The sequence below is a fragment of the Rhodohalobacter sp. 614A genome, assembly GCF_021462415.1.
Classification (GTDB): Bacteria; Bacteroidota; Rhodothermia; order Balneolales; family Balneolaceae; genus Rhodohalobacter.
Map to the genome: position 1 here is coordinate 682543 of NZ_JAKEDS010000003.1, position 15900 is coordinate 698442.

At 43.1% G+C, this 15900-nt stretch carries 9 protein-coding genes; all 9 read right to left on the reverse strand.

The window, feature by feature from the left end:
- Positions 1-8 precede the first annotated feature (8 nt).
- The gene (locus tag L0B18_RS16735; protein WP_234572954.1) at positions 9-3455 is read right to left on the reverse strand and encodes a SusC/RagA family TonB-linked outer membrane protein; all 3447 of its coding nucleotides are present in this window, start codon (positions 3453-3455) and stop codon (positions 9-11) included.
- A 103-nt stretch (positions 3456-3558) separates the two neighbouring features.
- Positions 3559-4626, reverse strand: coding sequence for a FecR family protein (locus L0B18_RS16740; protein WP_234572955.1), 1068 nt, complete (start codon positions 4624-4626; stop codon positions 3559-3561).
- Between the two features lie 355 nt (positions 4627-4981).
- Positions 4982-5575 carry an RNA polymerase sigma-70 factor gene (locus L0B18_RS16745; RefSeq protein ID WP_234572956.1) on the reverse strand — a complete coding sequence of 198 codons (594 nt, stop codon included), beginning with the start codon at positions 5573-5575 and terminating at the stop codon, positions 4982-4984.
- 310 nt (positions 5576-5885) lie between these two features.
- Positions 5886-8141 (reverse strand): tetratricopeptide repeat protein, encoded by a 2256-nt coding sequence (locus L0B18_RS16750; protein ID WP_234572957.1) that lies wholly within the window; start codon positions 8139-8141, stop codon positions 5886-5888.
- 41 nt (positions 8142-8182) lie between these two features.
- Positions 8183-8803 carry an ankyrin repeat domain-containing protein gene (locus L0B18_RS16755; RefSeq protein WP_234572958.1) on the reverse strand — a complete coding sequence of 207 codons (621 nt, stop codon included), beginning with the start codon at positions 8801-8803 and terminating at the stop codon, positions 8183-8185.
- A gap of 172 nt (positions 8804-8975) precedes the next feature.
- Positions 8976-10925, reverse strand: coding sequence for a sulfatase-like hydrolase/transferase (locus tag L0B18_RS16760; protein WP_234572959.1), 1950 nt, complete (start codon positions 10923-10925; stop codon positions 8976-8978).
- 150 nt (positions 10926-11075) lie between these two features.
- On the reverse strand, positions 11076-12503 hold the full coding sequence (locus tag L0B18_RS16765; RefSeq protein ID WP_234572960.1) for a sulfatase family protein: 1428 nt from the start codon (positions 12501-12503) through the stop codon (positions 11076-11078).
- A gap of 17 nt (positions 12504-12520) precedes the next feature.
- Positions 12521-14257, reverse strand: coding sequence for an arylsulfatase (locus L0B18_RS16770; RefSeq protein WP_234572961.1), 1737 nt, complete (start codon positions 14255-14257; stop codon positions 12521-12523).
- A 109-nt stretch (positions 14258-14366) separates the two neighbouring features.
- A complete protein-coding gene (locus L0B18_RS16775; RefSeq protein ID WP_234572962.1) occupies positions 14367-15830 on the reverse strand; it encodes a sulfatase-like hydrolase/transferase in 1464 nt (487 codons plus the stop codon).
- Positions 15831-15900 lie beyond the last annotated feature (70 nt).

Genomic DNA, 15900 nt, shown 5'->3' on the forward strand with positions numbered 1-15900 from the left:
TCCTTCATTTAGAAATCTATTGAAATGCCGAACGTCCATGAACGTGGCTGAGGATACTGAGCGAAATCCACATTTCTTTGCAGATTACCATCGGTGTAACCCAATTCCGGATCAATACCTGAATAAGGAGTGAGTGTAAACACATTTACCCCTGTTGCATATATTCTAATGCCGCTGGTTCCAACAAAGCTGTTTACGTTCGGGGGTAATTCATAACCCAGGGTCAGTGTTTTTAACCTGAAGTAATTTCCATTCTCGATAAACAAATCAGAAGAACGGTGATTCAGATTATCGCGAAGCGTTGTCATCCGTGGTATCGAATTACTGGTACCTTCGCCATGCCATCTGTTTTGAACTTCCTCGTACATATTGAATGGATACGTCGGATCGAGTCCCTGCATACGGTCAGCATTAAAAATTTCAACGCCAGCAGCTCCCGCAAAATGCAGGTCGAGACTTAAGTTTTTAAATCCGAACGAAGTACTTAATCCATAAGTAACATCAGGATGGGGGCTTCCTAAAATTGTTCGGTCTTCACTCGTAATTCGTCGATCACCGTTTAAGTCGAGAAACCGAACATCACCGGGCTGTATATTTGTTTTACGAGAATCATTGGCAATATTGGGATCGCTATTGATTTCCGCCTGATTTTGGTACAGACCATCGGTTTTCCAACCATAAAAAGTTGCAATCGGATGACCTTCGAATGTCCGTGCGAGTTCTTCATTCGGCCGGCCATATGTTCGTGAGCTAAGAAAATCATCGTTCAAATTGGTAACTTCGTTTCTGATGATCGATGCATTTCCAGTTACATTAAAATTCAGTTGTCCGACATTACCAGTATAACCGACTTCAATCTCGACACCTTTATTCCTGATTTCTCCGACGTTGATATCCGGTACAGTTGCAGTACCAAGTGTTCCCAAAATTGGCGGGGCGAGTAATACATCTTTAGAATCGCGTACAAAGTATTCTATCGTTGCATTTACCCTGTCATTTAACAACCTGGTATGGAGACCAAAGTTTACCATCTCAACAGTTTCCCAAGAAATATCCCGGTTAGGAATGCGTGTTTGGCTGATGCCTCTTATCTGAGCACCTTCAAAACTGTATTGTGCATTTTGGCTGTACAGACCAAGGAACTGATGACGTGCAATAGACTGATTTCCAGATCTTCCCCAACCTACGGTCAACCTCATATTACTGATGAAAGATTTGAGCGGATTGAAAAAGCTTTCTTCCGATATTCTCCATCCACCGGAAAAAGCAGGAAATATTCCCCACCGATTATCGGATGAAAACCGTGAAGAACCATCATAGCGTATGCTTCCGGTCAATAAATATTTATCATTATATGAGTAGTTGACTCTTCCCAGGTATGAGAGAAGTCCGTCTTCCCATTTTGCGCCATTCGCGAGATAAACCGTATTCCCGGCATCCAATACTCGTTGAGCCTCAGACTCATCAGCGAAATCCTGGCGACTGGCCAAAAAAGATTCTCCATTGGATTTTTCCAGAATAATACCGGCAAGCCCCTCAATATTATGACTCTGGCTGATGAATTTGTTAAAGTTTAAAAAGAGTTCAGAAAGTATATTTGTGCTTTCTCCGTACTCTCTTTCCAAAGAATTGCGGGACCTGGCCCTGATCTGATCATCAATAATAATATTGTAGGTATAAAAATCATTTAGCTGATAATCCATACCAATATTACCTCTTAATGACACACCATCTAATAAATCTAACTCCGCCTCAACGTTTCCTAATACTCTGCGCCGATTGCTGTTTGCGTCTGAATCTTCTTCCACAGTAAAAATCGGATTGTTGATGTCACCGAACTCTCCACTTATCTGAGACGAACTGTAGCTTCCATCCTCATATTGTACCGGCAATCCCGGGTGAAACCGAATAGCACTCCACAATACACCTGTTTGGGCCGATTGTGTATTTAATGTATTTCCGGATGTTTTTGAAAGTGACAGTGTTTGGCGGATCGTTAACCGATCAGAAACGTTATGATTTGAATTAATCTTCATACTATACCGATCGAAATAAGATGACTTCATCATTCCTTGCTCATCTGTATAGTTTCCGGACACAAAATATGAGGACGTTGAATTTCCTCCCTGGAGCGAAAGGTTATAATCCTGAATGGTTCCCACACCCAGTAGTTCTTCCTGCCAGTTTGTTTGCTGTGTCTGATACGCCGGATCTTCCCAAATTGGATTGACCGGTATTCCGTCGTTCACATATCTTTCCCGCTTCAGTTCGGCCAGGGTTGGTGCATCAAGTACATCAATTGTGCTTATGGGATTTGAAAACCCGATTGACGAATTAAAACGAACTTGTAACTCCTGGTTCAGCTGCCCTCTTTTTGTTGTTACAATAATAACTCCATTTGCCGCCCTGTTTCCATAAATAGCGGCTGACGAAGCATCTTTCAACACATCAATCGACTCTACATTATCGGAACTGATGTTATTAAGACTTCTCATATCAGATGGCATTCCGTCAATCACAATCAGCGGATCCGCATTATTTACTGTTCCGGTTCCACGTATCCGGATCGCCCCGGAAGCTCCCGGATCGCCACCGCTCCGCACAATTTCCACCCCGGAAGCCCTTCCCTGAAGAGCCGTGGAAAGATCGGTTACCGGCTGATCATCAAGCTGATCTGCCCGGACAGATGAGATGGATCCCGTAACCCGCTCCTGCCGTTGCATTCCGTATCCAACAACAACAACATCATCCAAAAGCTCGGTTGCCCGCTCTAGCTGAATGGTTAATTCTGTTCTACCCTCAAGTTCAATGGTTTGCTCTACATACCCAATAGAAGTGAGGAGAAGAGTATTCAGGTCATCCGGCACATTTAGCTCAAATATCCCTTCAATATCTGTTGTGGTACCGATGATTCCGCCTGACGTTTCTTCACTTCCAACCACAACCACATTCACGCCGGGAAGTGGAGATCCATCAATGGCATCTACAACCGTACCACTAACCACTCGTTCAAAAAAAACCGGTTCCTGAGAGTCTTCTGCTACTTTGATCAACAGATACCCTTCCCTGGAAAACTGATAGTCCAGGCCGGTATCTACAAGAACCTGATCGAGGGCCGAGCTAACACCAATACTTTCAGATTGAAGAGTAATATGTTTGTCCGGGATAATATCCCCGTGGAATGTGAGCTTCATTCCGGTAACCGAGGCTATTTCGTGCAGCGCTTCTACTAACGGTAATTCAACCAGATCAAGACGAATTCTTTTTTCAAACTCCGTCTTATAAAACATATCCTGAAGATCAGCATATGTAATTTTTTGATATTCGACCTTTGAATAATGTTCATTTGTCTGATATGCCGACAAAGAAGCAGGCAGAAGTCCCACCAGCACTACAGCAATTGAGCACAAAAGTATCTTACTCAATACTTTATAAATCTGTATTCCATTTACCATTTTTTTTATTTGTTAGGTTGACATTTTGTTTATAAAAAGCGCTACCAATCACGATTCATAACAGCCGCTCCTGACACTTAACTTGTACCAAACTCCTATTAGGTTAATAGAAGTTTATTTCTCTCTCGTTGCGTGTGTACCCTATCTCCAGTGAAGCGGCGATGACAGAAAGAATTTCATCTAACTCGGCATACTGAAAGGTACTTGTGAAAGGCACATCCATCATATCTTCATCGTCTAGAAAAATATTAACATCAAACCGACGCTCGATATCTCTGAATACTTTATAAAGCGGAACACTATCGAAATGCATACCTCCACTGGTCCAGATCATATGGTATCTGGGATCGACTTTAACGGCGGGGGATAAACCTTCTCCCCGAATCAACTCTGTTTTAAAACCTTTGGTAAGAATAACTTCAGGCTGGTCTTCAGATTCAGTAACTATTGACTTCACAGAAACCTTGCCCTCGCGTACTACAACTTCCATTTCGGAATCTTCTTCCCAGCCCCGCACATTAAATTCTGTTCCTAAAACCTGAACCTCAGCTTCATGAGAATGAACAATGAACGGCTGATCCGGATCGTGTGCCACCTTGAAGAAAGCCTCCCCATCCAGGTAAACTTCACGTTTCGATCCACGAAATTCTTTTGGAAAGCGAATGGAACTGGCTGAATTTAAAACCACTTCTGTACCGTCAGAAAAGCGAACTTTTGCTTTTTCTCCACGACTGGTTACCATTTCCTGCATTTGGTAAAACATCGATTTTTCAGCTATTTCTTCCGACTTCAGCTCCAGTTGAGTCAGGTAATAAGAAAATGAACCGGCAATAAACATGACCAAAACAACAGCTGCTGCACGCAGTACGTACATCATTGTTTTTGAATCTGAATAAACTGCAGACTGCTTCCTCGCACTCCTCTCTCTCTTTTCAGACACAACTCGCAGAGGCTTCTGCTTTTCTAACCTGAATTGCTGCCACGCATGCTCTACATCAACGGAGAAATTTTCTTCAGGAGTCATTCTCCAGATTTCTTCAATCTCTTCTACAAGCTTCCTGTTGTCGGCATTCTGATTCATCCATTCTTCCAGGCTTCGTCTTTCCTCGAAAGTGGCGTTTCCGGTAACATACCGCTGAATCAAAACCCATGTTTTTTTCTGTAAATCCAATGGTTATCTATCGAAGTTTTGGTTTCTGTTCTAACCTATGCCTTCAAACCCAGCTCAATTATTTAAGCTTGTTTGAATATCTGTTTTGGATGTATCTGTGTATAAAACAACTGTAAATCCCGACACCCTGTAATTTTTTTGAAAAAAATTTGAGTCTGTAGGAAATATATCCCCAAAAGTGCCCTCACAAAGCAAATAAGAACATTTCTTTCTTATCGGGGAGAGAAAATTACTTCTTCTTTTGTCTGGATATTGAAGACAGGTACTCTTTTATAACGATTTATCCAGTTCAGAATAAGGCAGGTTTTTTAAACGGTTCGCTATAAACATCCGGATCAAAAAAAGAAGATCCGGGTCAGAGTATGCGTAATGCAACAAGAAAAAAGGGCATCAGATATGCTAACCGATTGCGAAGGATTTTAAGAGTTCGTGTCATCTGAGATTCAACGGTTTTAACCGATACTCCCATCACTTCGGCAATTTCTTCATAGGTAAGTCCGTCGTATCTATGAAGTTTATACGTCATACGGCTCCTTTCAGGTAACTCTTCGACAGCTTGTTTAATCGCTTGCCTTATCTGCTCCTCACGGGTTTTATCTTTGAATTCCGGCATAATGATTACCTCTTTGGTTGACATCCATTCAGGGTCGTATTTGTTTTCCACTCTCTTGTGTTTCAAATAATTCAGGCTCTCATTCCGAACAATTTTATAAAAGTAAGATTTCACAGAACCTTTCAAATCCCACTCTTCACCATTCTCCCAACAATCTGCAAAAAGTTCCTGAACCAGTTCTTCGGCAACCGCTTTTGTTTTCAGATAGCGCCATGCAAATCTGACGAGTTGCGCATAAAATCGTTTGTATAAAAATTCAAACGCAATCTCATCATCTTCGAAAACAAAAGCCTCCCAAAGCTCTTCATCACTAACATGTTGGAAGTGATTTTTCATTTTGAAAATGAATTACACATTCTTAGGAAATAACGGTTATGGCAGATGTTAAAATTTTCTATTAAAGTATTTATTTAATTTTTTTATGCAAACCTATCCATTTGATTTTTATTCATTTCCCTGCAATAGAGAGAATTCCGCCCTTGATTTTTATTCAAAATCCAACCATCTGCAAATCATTGTAAGAAAGATGTTTACAGGCATTATTTATAAAAATATTATATCACTTCCGGTATTTTTTACCCATCGAATAAAAAAATAAAGAGTCAAAAAAATGCCTGATTCCTTGTCAAATCAATGGTGCAAAAATCTACATCTCTCTTTCAATCATCTGTAAAATCTGCTGGATGCGAGTATTATCCGGATGGATCTGGCTGAGGATTTGTGCCTGTTCCAGCGCCTTGCCATATTGCTCCTGCTGCATGTAGAGAGTCATCAGTCCATAGCGATAATCTCCGTTGTTGGGCTCGAGTTCAATTGCATCCAGGTAGGCATTTTCTGCTTCAGAATATTGTTCAAGAGTTTGGTTTGCGATGGCAAGATTGTAAAAAACCCGGCTTTGTTGGGGGCTTAATTTCGATGCCTGTTCAAAATATTCAACGGCATCCTCAAGACGGTTTTCTTCGGATAAAAGAAGTGCAAGCGAATAATATGCCTGGCCAAATTCCGGCTCCTGTTCAATAACTTCTCTCAACAGTTTTTCGGCCTCATTGTTCTGCCCCCGGCTATTGTACAAATATGCCAAATTGATACGTGCAGGGTTAAATTCCGGGTCCCGTTCAAGAGCTCCCTGGTACGCCTGTATGGCTTGTTCAATTTCTCCTTTTTGTTCCAAAAACTGGCCACGATTCATTTCTCCCTGGGGGAAATACCTGTTTACTTCCAGAGAAGCCCTGTACTCCTGTAAAGCATTTCTGAAGTGATTTTTGTAGGCGTCTCCAAAATCTTCCTCCGTAAAAGCATTCAGGTTTTGCATGGCAGATAACCGGACGGAACGGGCAGAATCATTTAAAGCTCTTCTCAGAATAAGAGACCTCATTTCCGGCTGAAGATTTTCAACCGCTTTTGCAGCACTGCTCCGGACCAATGCTGATTCTGATTCTAATGCTTCCCGAATCAACTCACTCGTATTCATATCCGGAAAATGACCGGCATACCAGACTGCGGTTGCCCGAATAATCTCGGGCTGAGATGGATCATTTATTAATTCTCTGAGACCCATTTGAACTCCCGGAGTGCTTTCCTCTGCATGATCAGCCCGGACCAGAATATCGGTAAAGTGAGGAGGCCGATCCTCTCCATACCATTCCGTTATGGCGCGGCTGGCCCATTCAGGTGTTTGATCCGTATGGCAATCATTACAGGCGTTTGGTGTACCAAATTGGGCTGTTTGATCGGGACGCGGAATACGAAAACTGTGGTCACGACGGAAATCATTTCCCATATATGTTCTGCCGGTCATATGGCAGTTCACACATTGGGATGCTTCTGTACTCGCCTCATGAAAATGATGTTCCGGCGAGTTGTACTCCTGAACATGGCATTGCATACAAAGTTGGTTGCCGGCCAGAGGTTGCTTCAATTCAAGTGTATGAGGATTGTGGCAGTCGGTACACTTTATGCCATTTGCATACATCTTGCTCTGCAGAAATGAACCATAAACGTACACTTCTCCTTTGATCTGTCCGTCTGCAAAATAGTTGTCAGGATGAGGCAGCATCGGGTCAAAATGATCTAGAAATTCATCCCCGTGAATATAATCATCCGTTAGTTTTTGCCGAAATGAATGGCAGGGTGCGCAAGTATTGATCTGATCTTTTTGAGATACAAATGACGGCAAATCCAGATCCTGGCGGATGCGTTTGTCAGAAGCATTTTCAGCTTCAGGACTGTTCATAAATTCCACATGATCGGCACCGGGACCATGACACGCCTCACAGCTTACATCAATAACCGACCAGGTTGTGTGAAAAGAGTCGGCCTCGGCAATGTAGTTTTGCTTCAAATTCGTAGAGTGACAATCGGCACACATGGTATTCCAGTTCATCCCGGCGCCCGTCCAGTGTAGCCAGTCACCCGCTTCGGATGGCTCATCCGGTTGAAGTGAGTACCAGCGATTTTCTTCAACATCCCAGGCTATCTGAAGAGCTTGAAGTTTGCCTTTTCCAATATCAACCAGGTACTGCTGCAGAGGCTCCCAGCCAAACGTATAGGATATTTCATAAATAGCCGGAGTTCCATCGGGTCCGGGCGCTTCTACCATGTAGGATTCTCCATCTCTGAAGAAACGATAGGTCTCGTTCCCATTTATGAATTCAACGTTACTGAAATCGCCACGAACAGAGGCGCTGTCCGGTTCGGCAATAGCATAGTCGTGATAAGATCCCTGCCACTCTTCCCATTCTTTATTATGGCACGATTGGCAGGTTTGTCCGCCAACAAAACGATGATCAACAGAACCCTGCCCGGATCCTTCCATGCCGCTATATCCAGAACGGCTGCAACTGTATACAATGCAAAAACATAGAAAGAGAAACAGTACAAAAATCAGTTTATATCGCGACATGAAAACAAATTCTGCTAACTGCTAAAAAAATGTCAAGACAATTAATTCTCCAATAAAGTTACAACATCTGTATGACCATTGTTTGATGCAAAATCGATAGCTTTTTCACCATCCGTATCTTCCATATTTGGATCTGCGCCATACTCCAAAAGCAGTTCCACAACCTCAGTATTTCCCTCGGCTGCAGCATACATCAGGGGTGTCCATCCCTCAATATTGTCTTTTGCATTTGGACTTGCTCCATTTTCAAGTAAAAACTCTACTGTTTCAGGAAAAGGACCGCTGGCTGCAAACATAAGTGAAGTACGTCCCTCACTATTAACTTTGTTGATCTCGGTACCCTCTTTAGCTAATAATTGAACAATTTCGGTGTGGCCGTTATATGCGGCAAACATCATTGCTGTGCGATCTAATTCGTCCGCATCCTGCACATCCACACCCTGAAGAATGGCCTGTCTTACAAGTTCAATATTCCCATTTAAAGAAGCATCACGCAAGTCGGATGCTGAGAGGCTGTTCGATCCGGAAGATTCAGCTTGAGATATGCTTGTTCCCTCACTCTGTGAAACCGGTTGTTGTTTTCCTTCATTTTTACATGAAAAAAGAAGGACAAGGCTAATAATAACTATTCCAGAAAAGATACTCTTATTACCATACATCATGACTACAAGTTATAATTTTGAAAGGATAAATGAAGGTTTATCTGCAATTTATCATTCATTGGAGGAACAGATCTGTGCTTTCAAAAGCTGACAAAAAATCCAGACAATTTCTTTGTCCGGGACGCGCCAATCTGGCTGTAAATCATGGTTCATTTGGTTTGACCGGATTTATCTATGGTGAAAAATTTCCAATCCAACCCATATCAATTTCAAGGCCAACAGCCTCAGCATTCATATTCCATTTATCCAGAAGGTGCATTACAATTCGGTGATCCTGATTGCCCCATTGCAATCCATTTGTTCTTTTCGACATTTCAATGACGGCATCTTTGATCTGTTGACTCTCATCATCCACACTGTCAATTGCATTTAATACAAACTCGCGAACCATCGAATCATCATGCTCCAAGAGTTCAATAAACTCCTGCCGTGCAATATCCTTCTCCGCCATCGAATAAAGTGCCTCGGCCATCATTGAATGAACAAATGGCGCCGACTCTTCCGAAACGGCTGTTTTCAACTCTCCAGCAGCAGAATCGGCGCTTTCACCAAGTATCCGAAGAGCAACTGCTGCCCAATATCGCTTTACAGAGTCTTCTGATGTCAGCAATCTTGTAAACTCCGGAACATCCTGTTCGGTGGCAGAGACAGCTCTGTTTGCAATATCAATCCACTCTTCAACATCTATATTTTCCTGGCGGATATAATCATATAAAGCTTGTTCCTGTCCAACAGACCTCATCAGACACTCCGGCATTACACCTGTATCTTTGATCTCCACCATCCAACCCTTCGTCTCAGCTCTCATTTCATTTAAAACATCCTGATATTCCGGGTTATCCACCAGGTTGTGCACTTCCCAGGGATCATTTTGGGTGTCGTAAAGTTCTTCAACAGGTTTGGTGCCAAAGAACCGGTTTTGTACTTCATTGCAGTTTCCGGCGGCACAAGTCTGTCTCCAGGATTGAGCACCGGTGGCTATAAAAAGAAAATCCACATTTTGTCCGTACATCCTGAAAGGCATATAATTGCGTATGTATCGAAAGCGGCGGTTTCTAGCGGCTCGGCTCATATCGTAGCGTTCATCCATTCGTCCCCGGAACATGTACACATATTCGGAAGGATCCGTTGCCTGGTCACCCAAAAATGCATGACCCTGCATAATATCTGGGACTTCCACCCCCGCGATACTCAAAATAGTGGGAGCAAGATCCACAAAACTTACCATTCGATCTACTTTACTACCGGGTTGTCCGGCCGGCCATAGATCTTTGTATTTTTCAGGAATGGATATAACGAGTGGCACTCTTGTGCCGGTTTCGTAGACAAAACGCTTGCTGCGCGGCAGAACACCTCCATGGTCTCCATAATAGAAAATAATGGTGTTATCAGCTTCCCCGCTCATCTCCAGTTCCCGGAGTTTATCCCCTACCCATGCATCCATATCTTCAATGTTATCGTAATACTGAGCCCACTGTTGGCGGAGCTCGGGTGTATCTGGATGATAGGGAGGCAAATCTACTTCAGCAGGGTCGTGGCGTAATTCCTCATCCGGTTTTACCCGAAAAAGAGAACTTTCATGGGTGATATTAGTGTTAAATACCGCAAAAAACGGCTGGTCTTCTTCCCGGTTGTTGTAATGCGCCTCATTGCTCGACTCATTCCAAATCCCGTTAGTTTGTTCTTCGGCGATATTGTAATCCTCTTTCGAATTATTTGTAACATAATAGCCGGAATTTTTTAGCAGCTGCGGGAAGAATTGAATCAGCTCTGTAACCGGATAATTGCTCCTCATATGTTGTGTTCCATTCGATGGAGGATACATTCCCGTGATGATGGTATTCCGCGCGGGAGCACAAACCGGTGCATTGGCGTAAGCATGAGTATAGGTGAATCCGCTGTCGGCTAATCTATCGATGTTTGGAGTGGCAGCAAACCCATCTCCATAAGCACTGATGTAAGGGCTGTTGTCTTCGCTGACCAGCCATAAGATGTTTGGTCGATCATTATCTTGTGCCAAACCAACGTTTGTCATAGACATGACTGTAGTAGTAATCATGCATAAGAGGCTGGCCGGCCATTTTAAGCGATATGACGATTTAAATGAATTCTTCTTAAACATTCTGCACGACTTTTTGCTCATAAAAATTGCTGTGTTGCTTCATTTCCTTGATAAATGCAGCGCTTCCTCTCAACACCAATTTCAAGAAATCTTCTTATGCTGATGCCCTTTTTCCATAGAGAAAAAGCACCGGTTTGAGAGATTAAACTGTCAGTTATCTTCTCGTTCAGCCAATTGATCTTTCACCTTCACAAGGTTTTGTTTATGGACTTGAACCATCTCTTCTATTTCAGCCAGTATCTCGGGATGCCGATCTGCTATATCATATTTCTCCCCCGGATCTTCGCTTAAATTGAATAAGAGTGGAGTCTCCAGCGTGGTTCTCTGCTCAAACGAGCCATAGGCTCCTTCGATGATATAGTGTGCCTTATAACTACCCTTTCGGGCCGCGTACAAGGTAGCTCCCCGATAAAACAGCATTTCATTTCTGGGAGAATTCCCCTCACCCAATAAAACTGGTGTTAAATTGACTCCATCCATAATTCGGTCGTCCGGTATTTCAACTCCAGCCAGGTGACTTGCCGTTGTAAACAGATCCATCGTGCTGCCGATATCGGTTACAATACCGGGCTGTACCGTTCCGGGCCACCAAAAAATTCCCGGAACACGCATACCTCCTTCCCAGGTCATTCCCTTACCTGCACGCAGCATGCCGGCACTTCCTCCATGCGTTTCAAAAATAAGCCAGGGACCATTATCTGAAGTAAATACCACTAATGTTTGTTCAGCAATTTCAAGTTCAGTAAGCTTATCCATGATTTGCCCAACGCCGTGATCAATTTCTTCAACAACATCTCCATAAAGCCCGGCATCACTGTGTCCCTCGAATTCATCCGAAACAAAAAGAGGAATATGTGGCAGATTGTGTGCTAAATAAAGGAAAAAGGGCTTGTCCCTATTCTCCTCAATAAATTTGATACTCTCCTGCGTATACCGGCGGGTAATGGTATTTTGATCTGCCGGACGCTCAATAATTTCAGTATTTCTCATTAGCGGAACGTTGAAGTATTCCAAAGGGATTGGATCATTAGCAAATTCCCAATAACCGTCTAAATAGTTTCCCTGCTGTGGATTTTCCGGCGTTCGATCCATATCGTTGGAATAGGGAATACCGTAGTAGGAATCAAAGCCATGCCGTGTTGGCAGATATTGTTCATGGTGCCCCAGGTGCCACTTTCCGACCATAGCAGTCTGATATCCCGCCGTTTTCATCTGCTCGGCTATTGTGATTTCCTGCTGTGGCAATCCCCCTTTTGAATTGGGGAACAGAACCCTCGCCACATCACTGGCCATACCACTTCGAATAGGATAACGCCCCGTCAACAGACCTGCACGGCTAGGGGTACAAACACTGGCTGCAGCGTAAAAATTGGTCCACTTTTGACCCTCCGACGCCATTTTATCGAGATTCGGTGTTCGGATATTTGGAGAGCCGTACGAACTCAAATCACCATACCCTAAATCATCTGCAAAAATGATTACAATGTTGGGCTTGGATGGATTTGATGGCTGGGCAACAGATAAAGAAATAGCTCCAAAAGTTATGACCAGGAGGATCGCTAATATCATTTTTTTCATGACATACAGGTTTAATTTTAATCATCATCATCATCATCATTATTATTTCGAAGCCAGGGCGGACGGAATTCCAAAAGAGGAAGTCCACCATATTTTTCGGCTTCTGTCCACCAGAGTGCTTTCATCTCCTCCACTTTTTCGGGGTATTGAGCAGAGAGGTCAACAGCTTCGGAGAAGTCCTTCTCAACATGATAGAGTTCCCAATGATCGTCCTCAAAATCCGTACCTCGTTCATGGATGGCAATGGCTTTCCACCCATCATGGTAGATGGCACGGTTCCCCCGCATCAAATAGAATTGGGTTGTTCGGGTCGAGGCATTCGGATCGGTAAATGTTGGCAAAATACTCTCTCCATGAAAATCCATTTGCTCGACGCCGTCAAGTTCTTCCGGTGCTCCAATATCCAGGATATCAAGAACTGTTGGGGTGATGTCGATGGTTTCCACGTATTGGGTACGAATAGACCCGCTGTCGCGAATTTTTTCCGGCCATGTGATGATCAACGGATCACGGACTCCGCCCCCATGAGGCCACAATTTGTACTTCTGAAATGGAGTGGCTCCAACCCGGGCCCAGGGCCGTTGATAAAGTGCGGATGAATTTTCAGAACCGAGCTCATCAAGCCTGTTATACATTTCTGAAATTGTCATTTGGCCGCCATACGGATGCTCAAAATTTCCCTCAACGCCGGCTTCTGGAGCAGCCCCGTTATCCGACATCAGGAAAATCACGGTATTATCATACTGTCCGGAACTTTTGAGGTAATTAATCAGTCGTCCGATTTGTTCATCGGTATGTTCTGTAAAACCGGCATATACTTCCATAAAACGGGCAAAAACTGCTTTTTCCTCATCCGAAAGGCTGTTCCATGCCGGGTCATCCAAATGGCGGGCCGTTAAAACAGCATCCTCGGGGATGATCCCAATTCGTTTTTGTCGTTCAAAACGTTCCAGGCGAATTTTGTCCCATCCTTCATCGTAAGCTCCATTGTATTTTTCAATATACTCTTCGGGAACCTGGATGGGAGCATGAATGGCACCAAATGCCAGATATAAAAATTGAGGTTGTTCCGGATTGGTTTTAAACCCTTCATCAAGGTATTGAATAGCTTTTGTAACGATTTCTTCAGAAACGTGTTCACCACCGGGATTGTTCTCTTCTGCCGGCATATCACCTTCGATTATGCGCTGACCTCGGCCGGATGGATTATATTGGTCGGTCCAACCTGTCAACCATCCGTAAAAATTATCAAACCCTTTTCCGGTCGGCCAGTTCCTTCTTGTGGAAGCACTATTGGTTGATTCATCAAACATTTCTTGTGGCGGAGTAAGGTGCCATTTCCCGGTTGCAGTTGTCTGATAACCATTTTCTTTAAGAATTTGTGCGACTATAGCTGCTTCTGGTGTCACATATCCACGGGAATGAGCAGGTCCATCCTCGCTGCCACCGGCCAGATCCATCATACCTACAGCCTGGCTGTTTCTTCCAGTCAACAGTGCCGCCCGGGTGGGTGAACATATAGCCCGAGTCTCAAAATGGTTGTACCTGATACCCTCTGTTGCCAGTTGATCCATATTCGGAGTGTTGATTTCTGATCCATAAGAACCGAGATCAGAAAACCCTGCATCGTCAAGAAGAATATAGACGATGTTTGGCCTTTTTGAATTTTGAGATTTTGCAATGGATAATCCTGCAAAGAAAATTAAAAAAGTTAGAATGAATACTATTGGAATCTTATAATGCTGAATTTTCATACTTATAAATGATTAATAAATATCGATTACTTATTTCGGATCTATTTCTGTTTGCTGGTAAATTGTCAAGAGTTTTCCCATCTGAAGTCATGAAATTTTTCAGAGGTCTTTATCTTCTGAATAGTGAAAAATCAAATTCATGAGGTGAAGACCCCTCGAGTCTGGTTCCATGTGTCACTTCTTCCCACCATTCCATGATCTCGGCTTTCATACTATCTGTTTTTTCAGGATAATATTCCTTCAGATCATTCTCCTCTTTTGGATCTATCATCATATTGAACAATTCAACTGATAACTCAGGTGGCCCACCCGAATTTCCAAAACCTGTACTGTTTTGCCATATAAGTTTCCATTCACGGTCCTGCATGGCAATAGAATTTATATTAGCCCAAAATACCTTTCTATCCGGCATCGGTTGATTGTGCACCAGTATTGGTAAAAGAGATACACCATCAATTTCTCTATTGTTTTCAATACCCGTAATGTCAAGAATTGTGGGCATCAGGTCCATGGTAAGCATCATCTCATCCGTTTTTTTCTTCTCCATAGATTTTGGATAGTAAAAGATGGCTGGAACACGAGTTCCTGCTTCGTATAAGGTTGCCTTACTCCCTCTGAAGAAACCATTCGCCCCTGGATATTTTTCTGCAGCAGTTGCGGTAGCTCCATTGTCTGAAATAAAAATGATGAACGTATTATCTAAAATTTCCTGCCTCTCTAATTCCTCCACAATCATTTTTACACCATCATCCATTATTTTTATCATCTCCCGGTATCGGCGCTGAAATTCCTCTTCCGGCATATCTCCCTCATTGCTGTATGCATAGATTTCTTCAGTCCGGATAGGCGGATCATTCCTTCCCTGGATCGGTGTGTGAATAGCTGCGTGCGGAATGTAAAGGAAGAATGGCTCCCCTTCACTTTCTTTTATAAAATCAACAGAATACTGGTTGATAAGGTCAGTAGCATAACCGGGCTCATCGGTGGGTTCTGTGTTGTGCCACCAATCAACTTCTGGTGTGGTGTTCATATGAGAAATAAAATCAACATTCCCCTTCAGAAACCCACGAAATTCATCAAAACCATGATTTACAGGGTTGAAGCTCTCGTCCATCCCCAAGTGCCATTTTCCAAAAACACCGGTTCTGTATCCGGCATCCTGAAGCAGTTTAACAAATGAGGGATGCGTTTCCGGAACCAACCCATATGCAGAACTTTTTTCTCCTGATGGACTGCTTTCAGGATAGATAAAATTAAGGCCTGCTCTCTGTTGATAGGAACCGGTCATAATGGATACTCTTGTTGGAGAACACACGGGTGCATTTGCATGAAAATTTGTTGCAATCACTCCATCTTCAGCAAGCTTGTCTAACGCCGGGGTTTCAAGATCAATACCGCCAAAAGCAGAAATACCGGAGTACCCCAGATCGTCTGCCATAATGAGGATTACATTTGGCTTTTTGTCTGCCTCTTTGGATGTGCTACTTACACAACCCACAATTACGAAAACAAGTAAAATGCCCGTTAATATTTTCCTGTTCACTTCTTGAAATTCAATTCGTGTGCTCGCCATTGATGTTATTTAAGTGTTAAATAGTAATGTATTGCCAATAAATCTGTCAGGCTTCGATTCTACAAAACCT

Bases quoted from the DNA above. Each gene is read 5' to 3' on its own strand.
- L0B18_RS16735 (WP_234572954.1), bottom strand. From the start codon at position 3,455: ATGGTAAATGGAATACAGATTTATAAAGTATTGAGTAAGATACTTTTG.
- L0B18_RS16745 (WP_234572956.1), bottom strand. From the start codon at position 5,575: ATGAAAAATCACTTCCAACATGTTAGTGATGAAGAGCTTTGGGAGGCT.
- L0B18_RS16750 (WP_234572957.1), bottom strand. From the start codon at position 8,141: ATGTCGCGATATAAACTGATTTTTGTACTGTTTCTCTTTCTATGTTTT.
- L0B18_RS16755 (WP_234572958.1), bottom strand. From the start codon at position 8,803: ATGATGTATGGTAATAAGAGTATCTTTTCTGGAATAGTTATTATTAGC.
- L0B18_RS16760 (WP_234572959.1), bottom strand. From the start codon at position 10,925: ATGTTTAAGAAGAATTCATTTAAATCGTCATATCGCTTAAAATGGCCG.
- L0B18_RS16765 (WP_234572960.1), bottom strand. From the start codon at position 12,503: ATGAAAAAAATGATATTAGCGATCCTCCTGGTCATAACTTTTGGAGCT.
- L0B18_RS16770 (WP_234572961.1), bottom strand. From the start codon at position 14,257: ATGAAAATTCAGCATTATAAGATTCCAATAGTATTCATTCTAACTTTT.
- L0B18_RS16775 (WP_234572962.1), bottom strand. From the start codon at position 15,830: ATGGCGAGCACACGAATTGAATTTCAAGAAGTGAACAGGAAAATATTA.